The sequence below is a fragment of the Burkholderia sp. AU18528 genome (assembly GCF_002223215.2).
Taxonomy (GTDB): Bacteria; Pseudomonadota; Gammaproteobacteria; order Burkholderiales; family Burkholderiaceae; genus Burkholderia; species Burkholderia semiarida.
In genome coordinates this window covers 570,008-585,981 of record NZ_NKFC02000005.1, presented here as the reverse complement: position 1 = coordinate 585,981, position 15,974 = coordinate 570,008, and the positions used below count along the sequence as shown (strand labels likewise).

The following is a 15,974-nucleotide window of genomic DNA, read 5'->3' as shown; positions in this document are numbered from 1 at the left end:
AAGCAGGGAGGGTTGGCGGACCGCAAGATGCCGCCAACAGACTCATTTACTGCCGCGCCGTCCGCGCGTTATCGGGCATCGGCTGGTTGTAATTCGTGCGGAACGGGTTGATGTCGAGCCCGCCGCGCCGCGTATACCGTGCATACACCGCCAGCTTCACCGGTTTGCACGCATGCAGGATGTCGAGGAAGATCCGCTCGACGCACTGTTCGTGAAAGCCCGTGTGATTGCGGAACGAGATGATGTAGCGCAGCAGGCCCGCATGGTCGATCTGCGGCCCCACGTAATGAATCTGCACGCTGCCCCAGTCCGGCTGCCCCGTGACCGGGCAGTTCGAGCGCAGCAGGTCGGACACGAGCGTCTCCTCGACCGGCGCCTCGTTCTCGCCGTCGGCCGCCGACAGCAGCGACGGATCGGGTTCGTACACGTCGGTGTCGAGGTCGAGCCGGTCGAGCGACAGCCCGTCGAGCTCGTCCATCTCGAGCTTGCCGAAATCGTGCGGCGACACCAGCTGCACCGACACGCTCGCGCCGCACGCGGCCGACACGTCGCGCTTGAGCACGTCGCGCACCGCGTCGACCGAGTCGAACTTGGATTGCGCGAACGAGCCGAGATACAGCTTGAACGACTTCGATTCGACGATGTTCGGCGATTCGGCCGGCACGTAGAACGTCGCGATCGCGAGCTGCGGCTTGCCGCGCGCGTTGAGCCACGACAGTTCGTATGCGTTCCAGATGTCGGTGCCGAAGAATGGCAGCGCCGACGTGATGCCGAGCTGCTCGCGCGCGCCGGCGCGCGGGATCGGGAACAGCAGCGACGCATCGTACTGCGCCGCGTAGACGGTGGCCTTGCCGAGCGGGGAATGTTCGGGATTCATTGCACGAAGCCTTTACGACAGGAAGAGGCGGTAAGCCGGGTTGGCGCTCTCTTCGACGTACGGATAGCCGAGCGCCGCGAGGAAGCGTTCGAATTCGGCGCGATCGGCCGGCGGCACCTGCAGCCCGACGAGGATCGAGCTGTAGTCCGCGCCCTGGTTGCGGTAGTGGAACAGGCTGATGTTCCAGTCCGGCGCCATCGACGACAGGAACTTCATCAGCGCGCCCGGCCGTTCCGGGAATTCGAAGCGGAACAGGCGCTCGTCGAGCGCGAGCGGCGAGCGGCCGCCGACCATGTAGCGGATGTGTTCCTTCGACAGCTCGTCGTGCGTCAGGTCGACGCTGTTGAAGCCGTGCGACTCGAAGTTCGCGGCGATCTCCGCCGATTCGCCGCGGCGCTTGATCTGCACGCCGACGAAGATGTGCGCGGACTGCGCATCGGCGATCCGGTAGTTGAACTCGGTGACGTTGCGATCGCCGACGAGCGAGCAGAAGCGCTTGAAGCTGCCGCGCTCCTCGGGGATCGTGACCGCGAACACGGCCTCGCGCGCCTCGCCGACCTCGGCGCGCTCGGCGACGAAGCGCATCCGGTCGAAGTTCATGTTCGCGCCGGACGTGACCGCGACGAGCGTCTGGTTCTCGATGCCTTCGCGTTCCGCGTACAGCTTCGCGCCCGCGACCGCGAGCGCGCCGGACGGCTCGAGCACGCTGCGCGTGTCCTGGAACACGTCCTTGATCGCCGCGCACAGCGCGTCGGTGTTGACCGTCACGACGCCGTCGAGGAATTCGCGGCACAGCCGGAAGGTTTCCTCGCCGACGAGCTTCACCGCGGTGCCGTCCGCGAACAGGCCGACCTCGCTCAGCTCGATGCGCTCGCCCGCGTCCAGCGACTGCGCCATCGCGCACGAATCCTCGGCCTGCACGCCGATCACCTTGATCTCGGGGCGCACCGCCTTCACGTACGCGGCGACGCCGGACGCGAGCCCGCCGCCGCCGATCGGCACGAAGATCGCGTGGATCGGGCCCTGGTGCTGGCGCAGGATTTCCATCGCGATCGTGCCCTGGCCGGCGATCACGTACGGATCGTCGAACGGGTGGACGAACGTGAGGTCGCGCTCCTGCTGGACCTTGACCGCGTGCGCGTACGCATCGCTGTACGATTCGCCCGCCTGGATCACCTCGACGCTCGGGCCGCCGTGCGCGCGCACCGCATCGACCTTCACCTGCGGCGTCGTGACCGGCACGACGATCACGGCCTTGATGCCCATCCGCGCCGCCGAGAACGCGACGCCCTGCGCGTGGTTGCCGGCCGACGCGGTAATCACGCCGCGCGCGAGCGCGTCGGCCGGAATGTGCGCCATCTTGTTGTACGCGCCGCGCAGCTTGAACGAGAACACCGGCTGGTTGTCCTCGCGCTTCAGGTAAACGGCGTTGCGCAGCCGGGTCGACAGATTGCGGGCCGGTTCGAGTTCCGTCTCGATCGCGACGTCGTAGACGCGCGCGGTGAGGATTTTCTTCAGGTAATCGTGGGATGCCATGGGCGCTCGCGTGCAGTGCGGATGCAGACGGTAAAGGGTCAATGATAGCGCCAAGGGTCCGCCCGCACGCAAGCGGCATGCCGGGCGGGCGGTCGTGGGCGATGACGTGCGCATACGGGCGGGCCCCGCGCGCCGCTTTTTACCGGTTTAACCGCATGGTTACCGACCGGACGGACGGCGAATGGTCGCACGAAATCGTGCCGAACCCCGCCCGGCGCGGCTCGCGGCGATAGCCCCACGACCTGTCCGGCGTGTCACGGGCGGCGCGATCATGGGTTAGAATTCCGTTTTGAATCAAGGATTCGGAAGATGCAGAGGCACCCTCGGATCGCACCGTTGAAGCCGACGCCGCGCGCAGCCAGCCCCGCGGCCGAACGGCATGCGCGCCGCGCGCGATCGTGCTGATGGTCCCGAGTGCCGCCAGGCCCTGTCGCCGGCCAGGAGGGGCGAGTCGCCCGCTCCGGCCCCATGAAGGACAGCCGCGCGCCTGGTAACAGAACAGATTTCCCCAAGATTGCGCCCACGCGCTTGCCGACGCCCGTGCACGGGATATCGGCCCTCCGAGTCGTCCGAACATGAACGCACCACAAGTTTTCGATCCGCATGGCGCGGCCGCCGCCGTCGCCGCCGACCCCGCGCCCCGCTTGCGCGAGATCCCCTACAACTACACGTCCTTCTCGGATCGCGAGATCGTGATCCGCCTGCTCGGCGAAGAGGCGTGGTCGGTGCTCGACGAACTGCGTGCGGAACGCCGCACGGGCCGTTCCGCACGGATGCTGTACGAAGTGCTCGGCGACATCTGGGTCGTGCGTCGCAACCCGTACTTGCAGGACGACCTGCTCGACAACCCGAAGCGCCGCGCGCTGCTGATCGAGGCGCTGAACCACCGCCTGACCGAAATCGGCAAGCGCCGTAGCGCCGATCTCACCGAGCACCGCGACGCCGCCGGCCGCGAACGCGCATCGCGCGTCGAGATGCTGGAAGCGGCGGCGCAGCGCGCGGTCAACGAGTTCGCCGACGAATTCGACAAGATGGCCGAGCTGCGTCGCCGCGCGACCAAGGCGCTCGGCCGCTGCACGCAGAAGGACAACATCCGCTTCGACGGGCTGTCGCGCGTGTCGCACGTGACCGACGCGACCGACTGGCGCGTCGAATACCCGTTCGTCGTGCTGACGCCCGACACCGAAGCCGAGATCGCCGCGCTGATCAAGGCGTGCTTCGAGCTCGGCCTGACCGTGATCCCGCGCGGCGGCGGCACCGGCTACACGGGCGGCGCGGTGCCGCTCACGCCGTTCTCCGCGGTGATCAACACCGAGAAGCTCGAGCAGCTCGGCGCGGTCGAGCTCACCGAGCTGCCGGGCGTCGCGCACAAGGTGCCGACGATCTTCTCCGGCGCGGGCGTCGTCACGCGCCGCGTGACCGAAGCGGCGGAAGCGGCCGGCTACGTGTTCGCGGTCGATCCGACCTCGCTCGACGCATCGTGCATCGGCGGCAACGTCGCGATGAACGCGGGCGGCAAGAAGGCCGTGCTGTGGGGCACCGCGCTCGACAACCTGGCGTGGTGGCGGATGGTCGACCCGGACGGCAACTGGCTCGAAGTCACGCGCCACGAGCACAATCAGGGCAAGATCCACGACATCGCGGTCGCGCGCTTCGAGCTGAAGTGGTTCGACGGCGCGTACGCGCCGGGCGAGAAGCTGCTGAAGACCGAGATGCTCGAGATCGAAGGCCGGCGCTTTCGCAAGGAAGGGCTCGGCAAGGACGTCACCGACAAGTTCCTCGCCGGCCTGCCGGGCGTGCAGAAGGAAGGCTGCGACGGGCTGATCACGTCCGCGCGCTGGGTGCTGCACAAGATGCCCGCGCACACGCGCACCGTCTGCCTCGAATTCTTCGGCCAGGCGCGCGAGGCGATCCCGAGCATCGTCGAGATCAAGGACTACCTGTTCGAGACGTCGAAGCAGGGCGGCGCGATCCTCGCGGGCCTCGAGCACCTCGACGAGCGCTACCTGCGCGCGGTCGGCTACGCGACCAAGAGCAAGCGCAATGCGTTCCCGAAGATGGTGCTGATCGGCGACATCGTCGGCGACGACGCCGACGCGGTCGCGCACGCGACGTCCGAAGTGATCCGGATGGCGAACGGCAAGAGCGGCGAAGGCTTCGTCGCGGTCAGCGCGGAGGCGCGCAAGCGCTTCTGGCTGGACCGCAGCCGCACGGCGGCGATCGCGAAGCACACGAACGCGTTCAAGATCAACGAGGACGTCGTGATCCCGCTGAACCGGATGGGCGAGTACACCGACGGCATCGAGCGGATCAACATCGAGCTGTCGCTGAAGAACAAGCTGCAGCTGGTCGACGCGCTCGAGGCGTTCTTCCGTGGCGGCAACCTGCCGCTCGGCAAGACCGACGACGCGAACGAGATCCCGAGCGCGGAACTGCTGGAAGACCGCGTGCAGCAGGCGCTGGAGCTGCTCAGGCGCGTGCGCGCACGCTGGGAATTCGTGCGCGACCGGCTCGACCAGCCGCTGCGCGAGGCGCAGCACTACCTGGTGCAGCTCGGCTACGAGGCGCTCGCCGAGAAGTTCGCCGACCGCGCGGACGAGCAGCCGGGCGCGACCGTGTTCCACGTCACGCAGGACCGCACGGTGCGCATCTCGTGGAAGCAGGAGATCCGCGCGGAACTGCGCGCGATCTTCAACGGCGGCGCGTTCAAGCCGATCCTCGACGAAGCGCAGGCGATCCACAAGCGCGTGCTGCGCGCGCGCGTGTTCGTCGCGCTGCACATGCACGCGGGCGACGGCAACGTGCACACGAACATCCCGGTCAACTCCGACAACTACGAGATGCTGCAGGACGCGCACGCGGCCGTCGCGCGGATCATGACGCTCGCGCGCTCGCTCGACGGCGTGATTTCCGGCGAGCACGGGATCGGCATCACGAAGCTCGAGTTCCTGACCGAGGACGAGATCGCCGAATTCCGCGCGTACAAGCAGCGCGTGGACCCGAACGGCCGCTTCAACAAGGGCAAGCTGCTCGAGGGCGCCGATCTGCGCAACGCGTACACGCCGAGCTTCGGGCTGATGGGCTACGAGTCGCTGATCATGCAGCAGTCCGACATCGGCGCGATCGCCGATTCGGTGAAGGACTGCCTGCGCTGCGGCAAGTGCAAGCCGGTGTGCGCGACGCACGTGCCGCGCGCGAACCTGCTGTACAGCCCGCGCAACAAGATCCTCGCGACGTCGCTGCTGGTCGAGGCGTTCCTGTACGAGGAGCAGACGCGCCGCGGCGTGTCGATCAAGCACTGGGACGAGTTCAACGACGTGGCCGACCACTGCACGGTGTGCCACAAGTGCGCGACGCCGTGCCCGGTGAAGATCGACTTCGGCGACGTGACGATGAACATGCGCAACCTGTTGCGCAAGATGGGCAAGAAGAAGTTCAACGCGGGCAACGCGGCGGGCATGTTCTTCCTGAACGCGACCAATCCGCAGACGATCAACGTCGCGCGCGGCGTGATGATGGGGGTGGGCTACAAGGTGCAGCGCTTCGCGAACGACATGCTCAAGAAGGTCGTGACGAAGCAGACGCAGCATCCGCCGGCGACGACGGGCAAGCCGCCGGCGGTCGAGCAGGTGATCCACTTCGTGAACAAGAAGATGCCGGGCAACCTGCCGAAGAAGACGGCGCGCGCGCTGCTGGACATCGAGGACAACAAGATCGTGCCGATCATCCGCAACCCGAAATCGACGACCGTCGATTCGGAAGCGGTGTTCTACTTCCCGGGCTGCGGCTCCGAGCGGCTGTTCTCGCAGGTGGGGCTGGCGACGCAGGCGATGCTGTGGGAGGCGGGCGTGCAGACGGTGCTGCCGCCGGGCTATCTGTGCTGCGGCTATCCGCAGCGCGGCTCGGGCCAGTACGACAAGGCCGAGAAGATCGTGACGGACAACCGCGTGCTGTTCCACCGGGTGGCGAACACGCTGAACTACCTGGACATCAAGACGGTGGTGGTGTCGTGCGGCACGTGCTACGACCAGCTCGCGGGCTACGAATTCGACAAGATCTTCCCGGGCTGCCGGATCATCGACATCCACGAGTTCCTGCTGGAGAAGGGGATGAAGCTCGACGGCGTGACGGGCACGCGCTACATGTACCACGACCCGTGCCACACGCCGATCAAGACGATGGACCCGGTGAAGCTGGTCAACGAGCTGATGGGTTCGGAGAAGGACGGCTACAAGATCGAGAAGAACGATCGCTGCTGCGGCGAATCGGGCACGCTGGCGGTCACGCGGCCGGACATCTCGACGCAGGTGCGCTTCCGCAAGGAAGAGGAGATCCGCAAGGGCGCGGCGAAGCTGCGTGCCATTCCGGTGGTGGCGGGCGACGCGGCGGCGCCGGCGGCAGTGGCCGCGGCCGGCCCGGACGTGAAGATCCTGACGAGCTGCCCGTCGTGCCTGCAGGGGCTGTCGCGCTACGGCGAGGACGCGAATCTCGAAGCGGACTACATCGTGGTCGAGATCGCGCGCCAGGTGCTCGGCGAGAACTGGATGGCCGATTATGTCGCACGGGCCAACCATGGCGGCATCGAGCGCGTGCTGGTCTAATGCGGGCATGACGACCGCCCGGCCGGGCGACGGATGAGAGCGGGCGCCGGCGCTGATGCGCCGGCGCCCGTCCACATGGGAGCGACGATGGAATGCGTGTTTTGCCGTGAAGACGGCGGCGAGGTGCTCTGGCAGGACGATGCGCTGCGCGTCGTGCTCGCGACGGGCGAGCACGACTACCCGGGCTTCTGCCGGGTGATCTGGGGCGCGCACGTCGCCGAGTTCTCCGATCTCGGCGAGTCGGAGCGGGCACACTTGATGCGCGTGGTCTACGCGGTCGAGCGGGCCGTGCGCCGCGTGATGCAGCCGAACAAGGTGAATCTCGCGAGCCTCGGCAACATGGTGCCGCACGTGCACTGGCACGTGATTCCGCGTTTTTCCAACGATGCCCATTTTCCGCAGCCCGTATGGGCGCCGCGCCAGCGCAGCGTGTCCGAGGCGCTGCTGCGCTCGCGCGCGGCGCAGGCCTCGCTGCTGCACAATGCGGTGCGCGAGGAAATTCAACGCATGATCGATTCGAGGCAGCCATGAGCGGTTTGACTTCCACGACGCCGATTCCGTCCGGCGTCGTCGTGCACGCGGTGTCGCGCGTGCTCGAATTGCAGTATCCGAACGGCGAGAGTTACCGGATTCCGTTCGAGCTGATGCGCGTGTATTCGCCGTCGGCCGAGGTGCGCGGCCACGGGCCCGGCCAGGAGACGTTGCAGACCGGCAAGCGCGAAGTGACGATCACCGCGCTCGAAGGCGTCGGCAACTACGCGCTGCAGCCGACGTTCTCCGACGGCCATTCGACCGGCATCTACTCGTGGGATCTGCTGTATGAACTGGCGACGCAGCAGGACGCGCTGTGGCGCGACTATTTCGACAAACTGAAGGCGGCGGGCGTCGAGCGCGACGCGCCGATGCAGGCGGCCGGCGCGCCGCACGGCCGCTGCCACTGAAATCGACGGCGCCCGCTCGGCGCCGTCTTGCCATTTACTGAGGATCAACGCGATGAGCAAAACCCACTTCGGCTTCGAAAGCGTCGAGGAAAACGAAAAAGCGAAGAAAGTGGCGGGCGTGTTTCATTCGGTCGCGAGCAACTACGATCTGATGAACGACCTGATGTCGGCGGGCATGCACCGCGCGTGGAAGGCGTTCACGATCGCGCAGGCGAACGTGCGCCCCGGCTTCAAGGTGCTCGACATCGCGGCCGGCACCGGCGACCTGACCAAGTCGTTCGCGAAGGCGGCCGGGCCGACGGGCGAGGTCTGGCATACCGACATCAACGAATCGATGCTGCGCGTCGGCCGCGACCGGCTGCTCGACAAGGGCATCGTGACGCCGTCGCTGTTGTGCGACGCCGAGAAAATTCCCTTTCCGGACAACTACTTCGATGTGGTGACGGTCGCGTTCGGGCTGCGCAACATGACGCACAAGGACGCCGCGCTCGCCGAGATGCGCCGCGTGACGAAGCCCGGCGGCCGCGTGATGGTGCTGGAATTCTCGAAAGTCTGGGATCCGCTGAAAAAAGCGTACGATCTGTATTCTTTCAAAGTATTACCGTGGCTTGGCGACAAGTTCGCGAAAGATGCTGAAAGTTATCGGTATCTTGCTGAATCTATCCGGATGCACCCCGATCAGGACACGCTGAAGACGATGATGGAACAAGCGGGCCTCGATGCCGTCAAATATTACAATTTGTCAGGTGGCGTGGTAGCTTTACACATGGGAGCCAAGTACTAAGGGGCTCTTCCCATACATTTGTCTTACATCTGGAGAAACTGATGTTCGAATCGCGTTCGTTGTTCAACCGTGGCAAGCCGTCGAAGCCGTGGGCTCGACGGGTCGGCACCCTGCTGATGGTCGGCCTGCTCACGGCCGGCACGTTCGCATCGCTCGACGCTGAGGCCAAGCGCATGGGCGGCGGGCGCAGCATCGGCCGCCAGAATTCCACCGTCACGCAGCGTCAGGCCACGCCGCCCGCGCAGCAGCCGATGCAGCAAGCGGCGCCGTCGCAGGCGCAGCGTACGAACCCGGCCGCGCCCACGCCGGCCGCGCAACCCAACCGCTCGCGCTGGCTCGGGCCGATCGCCGGCCTCGCGGCCGGTCTCGGCATCGCGGCGCTGCTGTCGCACTTTGGCCTCGGCGGCGCGTTCGCGAGCATGATGGCGAACGTCATCGTGATCGCGTTGCTCGCGATGGTCGGCATCTGGCTGATCCGCAAGTTCATGAACCGCCGTCGCCCGCAGGAGCCGGCGTATTCGCTCGGCGGCGCGTCGTCGTCGTCGGGCGGCTACGCGCAAAGCCCGTCGTTCCAGCAGGGCAACACCGGCAGCAACTATGCAGGTAGCGGCAGCAGCTATGCGAACGAAGCGCAGAGCGTGTTCGGCGGCGGTGCGGCGGCGGCCGGTGCGGCAGGCGCGATGGCGGCTGCGCCGCTGCAGGTGCCGGCCGGCTTCGATACCGAAGCGTTCCTGCGCAGCGCGAAGGTGTACTTCGTGCGCCTGCAGGCCGCGTGGGACCAGGGCAACCTGGCCGACATCCGCGAGTTCACGACGCCCGAAATGTTCGCCGAGATCAAGATCGACCTCGATTCGCGCGGCACCGACGCGAACCAGACCGACGTCGTGCAGCTCGACGCCGAACTGGTCGCGATCGAGGATCGCGGCATCGAGCAGTCGGCGAGCGTACGCTTCCACGGCCTGATCCGCGAATCGGCGAATACGTCGGCCGCGCCGTTCGACGAGGTGTGGAACCTGTCGAAGTCGGGCAGTCAGGGCTGGCTGCTCGCGGGTATCCAGCAGATCAACACGCACTGAGCGTGACCGGCGGCCCGCGCCGCCGGGCATCCGGGCGACGGCCGCCGCACTGCGACCGCTTGCCGCCCGGGTGTACGGTCGGGCACGGTCTGCCGCCGATCCGACGTTACAATAGAAACCCGCGTGGGCGCCCGGCCTGCGCGGGTTTTTTCTTTCCCAGCCCGATGACCTTTGCCGCCAAGCCTTTTGCTGCTGCCGTCAATCACCTGCTCGCGCGCGAATCGTGGGCGCGCGACCGCCTGATTCCCTATGCGGGCAAGACTGCCCGGATCGACGTGCCTCCCGTCACGCTCACGCTGCTCGTGCAGCCCGACGGTTATCTGTCGGCCGTCGACGCGCACGATGCGCAACAGGTCGACGTGTCGATCGCGCTTGCCGGCGACACGGTCGCCGCGTTCCTGCAGGGCGGCCAGGCGGCCGTGATGAAGCACGTGAAGATCGAGGGCGACGCGGAATTCGCGACGCAGATCGCGAAGCTGGCCGAGCATCTGCGCTGGGAACCTGAGGAAGATCTCGCGAAGCTGGTCGGCGACGCGGCGGCGTACCGGATCGCGACGTTCGTGCGCGACGCCGGCGCGCGCGTGCGCCGCACCGGCCGCAACGTGCTCGATTCCGTCGCCGAATACTGGCTCGACGAGAACCCGCAAGTCGTCCGGCGCACGTCGCTCGGCGGTTTCGACGCGGAACTGGCGCGCGCGCGCGATGCGCTCGCGCGGGTCGAAAAGCGGGTCGAGCGACTCGAACAAAAAATCGGCGCGCGCACGGGTTCCGGCCCGCGCGGCGCGCACTGAGGGCCGCAGGGCATGCGCATTTTCCGTTTCATCAAGATTGTCTACACCGTCATCCGCTTTGGCCTCGACGAAGTGATGCTGTCCCGGATCGACGACCGGCGCGTGAAGCTGCTGCTGCGGATCACGACGATCGGCCGCCGCTATTCCGATCCGCCCGCCGTACGGCTGCGTCACGCGCTCGAAAGCCTCGGCCCGATCTTCGTGAAGTTCGGCCAGGTGCTGTCGACGCGCCGCGACCTGCTGTCGGTCGATTTCGCGAACGAACTCGCGAAGCTGCAGGACCAGGTGCCGCCGTTCGATTCGGCCGTCGCGATCGCGATCATCGAGAAATCGCTCGGCGCGCCGGTCGACGAGCTGTTCGACGAATTCGAGCGCGAGCCGATCGCGAGCGCATCGATCGCACAGGTGCATTTCGCGAAGCTGAAGCAGGGCGCGCATGCGGGCAAGGCGGTCGCCGTCAAGGTGCTGCGCCCGAACATGCTGCCGGTGATCGATTCCGACCTCGCGCTGATGCGCGACATCGCGACGTGGACCGAGCGCATGTGGGCCGACGGCCGACGCCTGAAGCCGCGCGAGGTCGTCGCCGAATTCGACAAGTACCTGCACGACGAGCTCGACCTGATGCGCGAGGCCGCGAACGGCAGCCAGCTGCGCCGCAACTTCGCGGGCCTCGACCTGCTGCTCGTGCCGGAGATGTTCTGGGATTTCTCGACGTCGCAGGTGCTCGTGATGGAGCGCATGACCGGCGTGCCGATCAGCCAGGTCGAGACGCTGCGCTCGGCGGGCGTCGACATCAAGAAGCTCGCGCGCGAAGGCGTCGAGATCTTCTTCACGCAGGTGTTCCGCGACGGCTTCTTCCATGCGGACATGCACCCCGGCAACATCCAGGTGAGCCTCGATCCGAACACGTTCGGCCGCTATATCGCGCTCGATTTCGGGATCGTCGGCGCGCTGTCCGATTTCGACAAGAACTACCTCGCGCAGAACTTCCTCGCGTTCTTCAAGCGCGACTACCACCGCGTCGCGACGCTGCACCTCGAATCGGGCTGGGTGCCGCCCGAGACGCGCGTCGAGGAGCTCGAAAGCGCGATTCGCGCGGTGTGCGAGCCGTATTTCGACCGCGCGCTGAAGGACATTTCGCTCGGCCAGGTGCTGATGCGCCTGTTCTCGACGTCGCGCCGCTTCAACGTCGAGATCCAGCCGCAGCTCGTGCTGCTGCAGAAGACGATGCTGAACGTGGAAGGGCTCGGCCGCTCGCTCGACCCCGAACTCGATCTGTGGAAGACCGCGAAGCCGTATCTCGAGCGCTGGATGACCGAGCAGATCGGCCTGCGCGGCTGGTACGAGCGGTTCAAGGTCGAGGCGCCGCAGTGGAGCAAGACGCTGCCGCAGCTGCCGCGCCTGATCCACCATGCGATGGCCGCGCGCCACGACGCGCCGCGCGCCGCGAGCGAGGAGCTGATGCGCCAGATCCTCGTCGAGCAGAAACGGACGAACCGGCTGATGCAGGCGTTGCTGATCTTCGGCCTGGCCGTCGGCGTCGGCGCGCTCGTCGCGCGCGTGCTGCTCGCGCTCGCGTACGGCGCCTGATCGAAAGGAGCGCGGCGATGTCCGATCCGAAGCAACCGGCCGCACCGTCGGCCGCCGATTTCGCGACGCGCGACCCGGGCAGCGCGTCGTTCTGGAACGAGCGCTTCGAGCGCGGCGTGACGCCGTGGGAATTCGGTGGCGTGCCGGCCGGCTTTCGCGTGTTCGCGCGGCGGCTCGAGCCGTGCGCGGTGCTGATCCCCGGCTGCGGCAGCGCGCAGGAGGCCGGATGGCTCGCGCAGGCCGGCTGGCCGGTGCGTGCGATCGATTTCGCCGCGCAGGCGGTCGCTGCCGCGAAGGCGCAGCTCGGCGCGCATGCGGACGTCGTCGAGCAGGCGGATTTTTTCCAGTACCGGCCGCCGTTCGACGTGCAGTGGGTGTACGAGCGAGCGTTTCTGTGCGCGTTGCCGCCGGCCATGCGCGCCGACTATGCGGCGCGGATGGCCGAGCTGCTGCCCGCGGGCGGCTTGCTGGCCGGTTATTTCTTCCTGGTGGCGAAGCCGAAGGGGCCGCCGTTCGGCATCGAGCGTGCGGAGCTCGACGCGCTGCTCGCGCCGCACTTCGAACGGGTGGAGGATTTGCCGGTGACCGATTCGCTGGCCGTGTTCGACGGGCACGAGCGCTGGCTCACGTGGCGCCGCCGCTGATGCGCCGGCGTCTCGGCCATTGCCGGAGCACGCCCGGGTTTCGGCTATAATTCAAGGTTTTGCAAGCCGTTTCCAGTTTCCGCGGGAAAAATATCATGCCGATCTACGCCTATCGATGCGAAGCGTGCGGTTTCGCGAAGGACGTGCTCCAGAAGATGAGCGACGCGCCGCTGTCGCAATGCCCTGAATGCGGGAAGGATGCTTTTCGCAAACAGGTGACTGCCGCCGGGTTCCAGCTCAAGGGCTCGGGGTGGTATGTCACCGATTTCCGCGGTGGCTCGGGCGGCACCAGCGCACCGGCGGCGACGTCGGGCGACGCGGCGCCGGCAGCCTCCGGGGCGCAAGCCGCACCCGCCGCGGCCGCGCCGGCCGCGGCGAGCAGTTCAAGCAGCACCACGACGACGAGCGCCGCGCCGGCACCGGCCGCGACGCCCGCCGCCGGCAGTTGACCGTCGCGGCCCGGCCGGGTCGCGACCAACCCGCGCCGCCGGCGCGGTTCATTGACGGCAGATGATGAAAAAGACGACCCTGAAAACGGTGTTCCTGACCGGCTTGCTGGTTCTCGTCCCGCTCGCGATCACGCTGTGGGTGCTCGGCCTCATCATCGGCACGATGGATCAGACGCTGCTCCTGCTGCCCGAATCGTGGCAGCCCGAGCGGATGCTCGGCTTCCATCTGCCGGGGATCGGCGCGGTGCTGACGCTCGCGTTCATCTTCGTGGTCGGGCTGGCCACGCAGAACTTCATCGGCCAGAAGCTCGTCACGTGGTGGAACGCGGTCGTGCGCCACATCCCGGTCGTCGGGCCGATCTACACGAGCGTCAAGCAGGTATCGGACACGCTGCTGTCGAGCAGCGGCAACGCGTTCCGCAAGGCGCTGCTGATCGAATACCCGCGCCGCGGCTCGTATACGATCGCGTTTCTGACCGGCGTGCCCGGCGGCGACGTGGTCAACCATCTGACGGAAGAGTACGTGAGCGTGTACGTGCCCACGACGCCGAACCCGACATCCGGCTTCTTCCTGATGCTGCCGAAGAGCGAAGTCATCGAACTCGACATGTCGGTCGATGCCGCGCTCAAGTACATCGTCTCGATGGGCGTCGTGGCGCCTTCGGCGCCGGTTCCGGCGCCCGCCCGCCGTCCCGTCGAGCCGCCGCTGTAAGTAAAGAATCATCGCCCGGGCCGCGCGTTGCGGCGCCCGTTGATCAAACCGAACGAAAGCAAACATCATGTCGATGCGTACTGAATACTGCGGTCTCGTGACCGAACACCTGCTGGGCCAAACCGTGTCGCTGTGCGGCTGGGTGCAGCGCCGCCGCGATCACGGCGGTGTGATCTTCATCGACCTGCGCGATCGTGAAGGCCTCGTGCAGGTGGTGTGCGACCCGGATCGCGCCGAGATGTTCGCGACCGCCGAAGGCGTGCGCAACGAGTTCTGCGTGCAGATCAAGGGCCTCGTGCGCAACCGTCCGGAAGGCACGGTCAACGCCGGCCTGAAGAGCGGCAAGATCGAAGTGCTGTGCCACGAGCTGAACGTGCTGAACGCGTCGGTCACGCCGCCGTTCCAGCTCGACGACGACAACCTGTCGGAAACGACGCGCCTCACGCACCGCGTGCTCGACCTGCGCCGCCCGCAGATGCAGCACAACCTGCGCCTGCGCTACCGCGTCGCGATCGAGGCACGCAAGTATCTCGACGAACAGGGCTTCATCGACATCGAAACGCCGATGCTGACGAAGAGCACGCCGGAAGGCGCGCGCGACTATCTCGTGCCGTCGCGCGTGAACGCGGGCCAGTTCTTCGCGCTGCCGCAGTCGCCGCAGCTGTTCAAGCAGCTGCTGATGGTTGCGAACTTCGACCGTTACTACCAGATCACCAAGTGCTTCCGCGACGAGGATCTGCGCGCCGACCGCCAGCCGGAATTCACGCAGATCGACTGTGAAACGTCGTTCCTCGGCGAGCAGGAAATCCGCGACCTGTTCGAGGACATGATCCGTCACATCTTCAAGACGACGATCGACGTCGAGCTCGACGCGAAATTCCCGGTGATGCCGTACTCGGAAGCGATGGCGCGTTTCGGCTCGGACAAGCCGGACCTGCGCGTGCAGCTCGAATTCACCGAGCTGACCGACGCGATGAAGGACGTCGACTTCAAGGTGTTCAGCACGCCGGCCAACGCGAAGGACGGCCGGGTCGCGGCGCTGCGCGTGCCGAAGGGCGGCGAGCTGTCGCGCGGCGACATCGACGGCTACACGGAATTCGTGCGTATCTACGGCGCGAAGGGCCTCGCGTGGATCAAGGTCAACGAGAAGGCGAAGGGCCGCGACGGCCTGCAAAGCCCGATCGTCAAGAACCTGCACGACGCATCGATCGCGGCGATCCTCGAGCGCACCGGCGCTGAAGACGGCGACATCATCTTCTTCGCGGCCGACCGCGCGAAGGTCGTCAACGACAGCCTGGGCGCGCTGCGCCTGAAGATCGGCCATTCGGAATTCGGCAAGGCGAACGGTCTCGTCCAGGCCGGCTGGAAGCCGCTGTGGGTCGTCGACTTCCCGATGTTCGAATATGACGACGAAGACGCGCGCTACGTCGCCGCGCACCATCCGTTCACGAGCCCGAAGGACGAGCACCTCGAGTACCTCGAGACCGATCCGGGCCGCTGCCTCGCGAAGGCGTACGACATGGTGCTGAACGGCTGGGAAATCGGCGGCGGCTCGGTGCGTATCCACCGCGAGGAAGTGCAGAGCAAGGTGTTCCGCGCGCTGAAGATCGGCGCGGAAGAAGCGCAGGCGAAGTTCGGCTTCCTGCTGGACGCGCTGCAGTACGGCGCGCCGCCGCACGGCGGTATCGCGTTCGGTCTCGACCGCATCGTCACGATGATGGCCGGCGCCGATTCGATCCGCGACGTGATCGCGTTCCCGAAGACCCAGCGTGCGCAGGACCTGCTCACGCAGGCGCCGAGCCCGGTCGACGAGCGTCAGCTGCGCGAGCTGCACATCCGTCTGCGTCAGCCGGAGCAGCCGAAGGCGTAACGCGCTTTCGCCCCCTCTGTCGTGTGTGCGGTCACGCCCACACGACACCCATGAAAAAGGCGCGGTGCGCCTTTTTCATTTTTTGCGGTACAGTCGCAGCACT

Annotated in this window: 13 protein-coding genes; 11 read left to right on the top strand and 2 right to left on the bottom strand. The window is 66.8% G+C overall.

The window, feature by feature from the left end:
* Nucleotides 1-46: 46 nt before the first annotated feature.
* Nucleotides 47-877, bottom strand: coding sequence for an NADPH-dependent 7-cyano-7-deazaguanine reductase QueF (gene queF, locus CFB52_RS14310; RefSeq protein WP_059580804.1), 831 nt, complete (start codon nucleotides 875-877; stop codon nucleotides 47-49).
* Between the two features lie 12 nt (nucleotides 878-889).
* Nucleotides 890-2,413 (bottom strand): threonine ammonia-lyase, biosynthetic, encoded by a 1,524-nt coding sequence (ilvA, locus tag CFB52_RS14305; RefSeq protein ID WP_059580806.1) that lies wholly within the window; start codon nucleotides 2,411-2,413, stop codon nucleotides 890-892.
* 575 nt (nucleotides 2,414-2,988) lie between these two features.
* On the opposite strand from ilvA, the gene CFB52_RS14295 reads away from it, so the two are divergent.
* From CFB52_RS14295 to aspS, 11 genes are all read left to right on the top strand, one after another.
* A complete protein-coding gene (locus CFB52_RS14295) occupies nucleotides 2,989-7,014 on the top strand; it encodes a DUF3683 domain-containing protein (RefSeq protein WP_099316810.1) in 4,026 nt (1,341 codons plus the stop codon).
* Between the two features lie 87 nt (nucleotides 7,015-7,101).
* Nucleotides 7,102-7,545, top strand: a complete 444-nt coding sequence (locus CFB52_RS14290; RefSeq protein ID WP_060966669.1) for an HIT family protein — start codon at nucleotides 7,102-7,104, stop codon at nucleotides 7,543-7,545.
* Nucleotides 7,542-7,955, top strand: coding sequence for a gamma-butyrobetaine hydroxylase-like domain-containing protein (locus CFB52_RS14285; protein ID WP_099316809.1), 414 nt, complete (start codon nucleotides 7,542-7,544; stop codon nucleotides 7,953-7,955). The genes CFB52_RS14290 and CFB52_RS14285 overlap by 4 nt, the downstream gene beginning before the upstream one ends.
* Before the next feature lie 52 nt (nucleotides 7,956-8,007).
* Entirely contained in the window at nucleotides 8,008-8,739 is a 732-nt protein-coding gene (ubiE, locus tag CFB52_RS14280) for a bifunctional demethylmenaquinone methyltransferase/2-methoxy-6-polyprenyl-1,4-benzoquinol methylase UbiE (RefSeq protein ID WP_059578778.1), read from the top strand.
* Between the two features lie 41 nt (nucleotides 8,740-8,780).
* Nucleotides 8,781-9,815, top strand: a complete 1,035-nt coding sequence (locus tag CFB52_RS14275) for a Tim44 domain-containing protein (protein ID WP_099316808.1) — start codon at nucleotides 8,781-8,783, stop codon at nucleotides 9,813-9,815.
* A gap of 164 nt (nucleotides 9,816-9,979) precedes the next feature.
* The gene (locus CFB52_RS14270; RefSeq protein WP_060966671.1) at nucleotides 9,980-10,606 is read left to right on the top strand and encodes an SCP2 domain-containing protein; all 627 of its coding nucleotides are present in this window, start codon (nucleotides 9,980-9,982) and stop codon (nucleotides 10,604-10,606) included.
* A 12-nt stretch (nucleotides 10,607-10,618) separates the two neighbouring features.
* Complete coding sequence (gene ubiB / locus CFB52_RS14265) at nucleotides 10,619-12,196, top strand: ubiquinone biosynthesis regulatory protein kinase UbiB (protein WP_059578770.1); 1,578 nt, start codon at nucleotides 10,619-10,621, stop codon at nucleotides 12,194-12,196.
* Nucleotides 12,197-12,213: 17 nt separating this feature from the next.
* Nucleotides 12,214-12,840 (top strand): methyltransferase domain-containing protein, encoded by a 627-nt coding sequence (locus CFB52_RS14260; RefSeq protein ID WP_099316807.1) that lies wholly within the window; start codon nucleotides 12,214-12,216, stop codon nucleotides 12,838-12,840.
* A gap of 95 nt (nucleotides 12,841-12,935) precedes the next feature.
* Nucleotides 12,936-13,289 carry an FmdB family zinc ribbon protein gene (locus CFB52_RS14255; protein ID WP_099316806.1) on the top strand — a complete coding sequence of 118 codons (354 nt, stop codon included), beginning with the start codon at nucleotides 12,936-12,938 and terminating at the stop codon, nucleotides 13,287-13,289.
* 61 nt (nucleotides 13,290-13,350) lie between these two features.
* On the top strand, nucleotides 13,351-14,001 hold the full coding sequence (locus tag CFB52_RS14250) for a DUF502 domain-containing protein (RefSeq protein ID WP_059578762.1): 651 nt from the start codon (nucleotides 13,351-13,353) through the stop codon (nucleotides 13,999-14,001).
* 67 nt (nucleotides 14,002-14,068) lie between these two features.
* Entirely contained in the window at nucleotides 14,069-15,871 is a 1,803-nt protein-coding gene (gene aspS / locus CFB52_RS14245; protein ID WP_006485737.1) for an aspartate--tRNA ligase, read from the top strand.
* The last annotated feature ends 103 nt before the right edge of the window (nucleotides 15,872-15,974 follow it).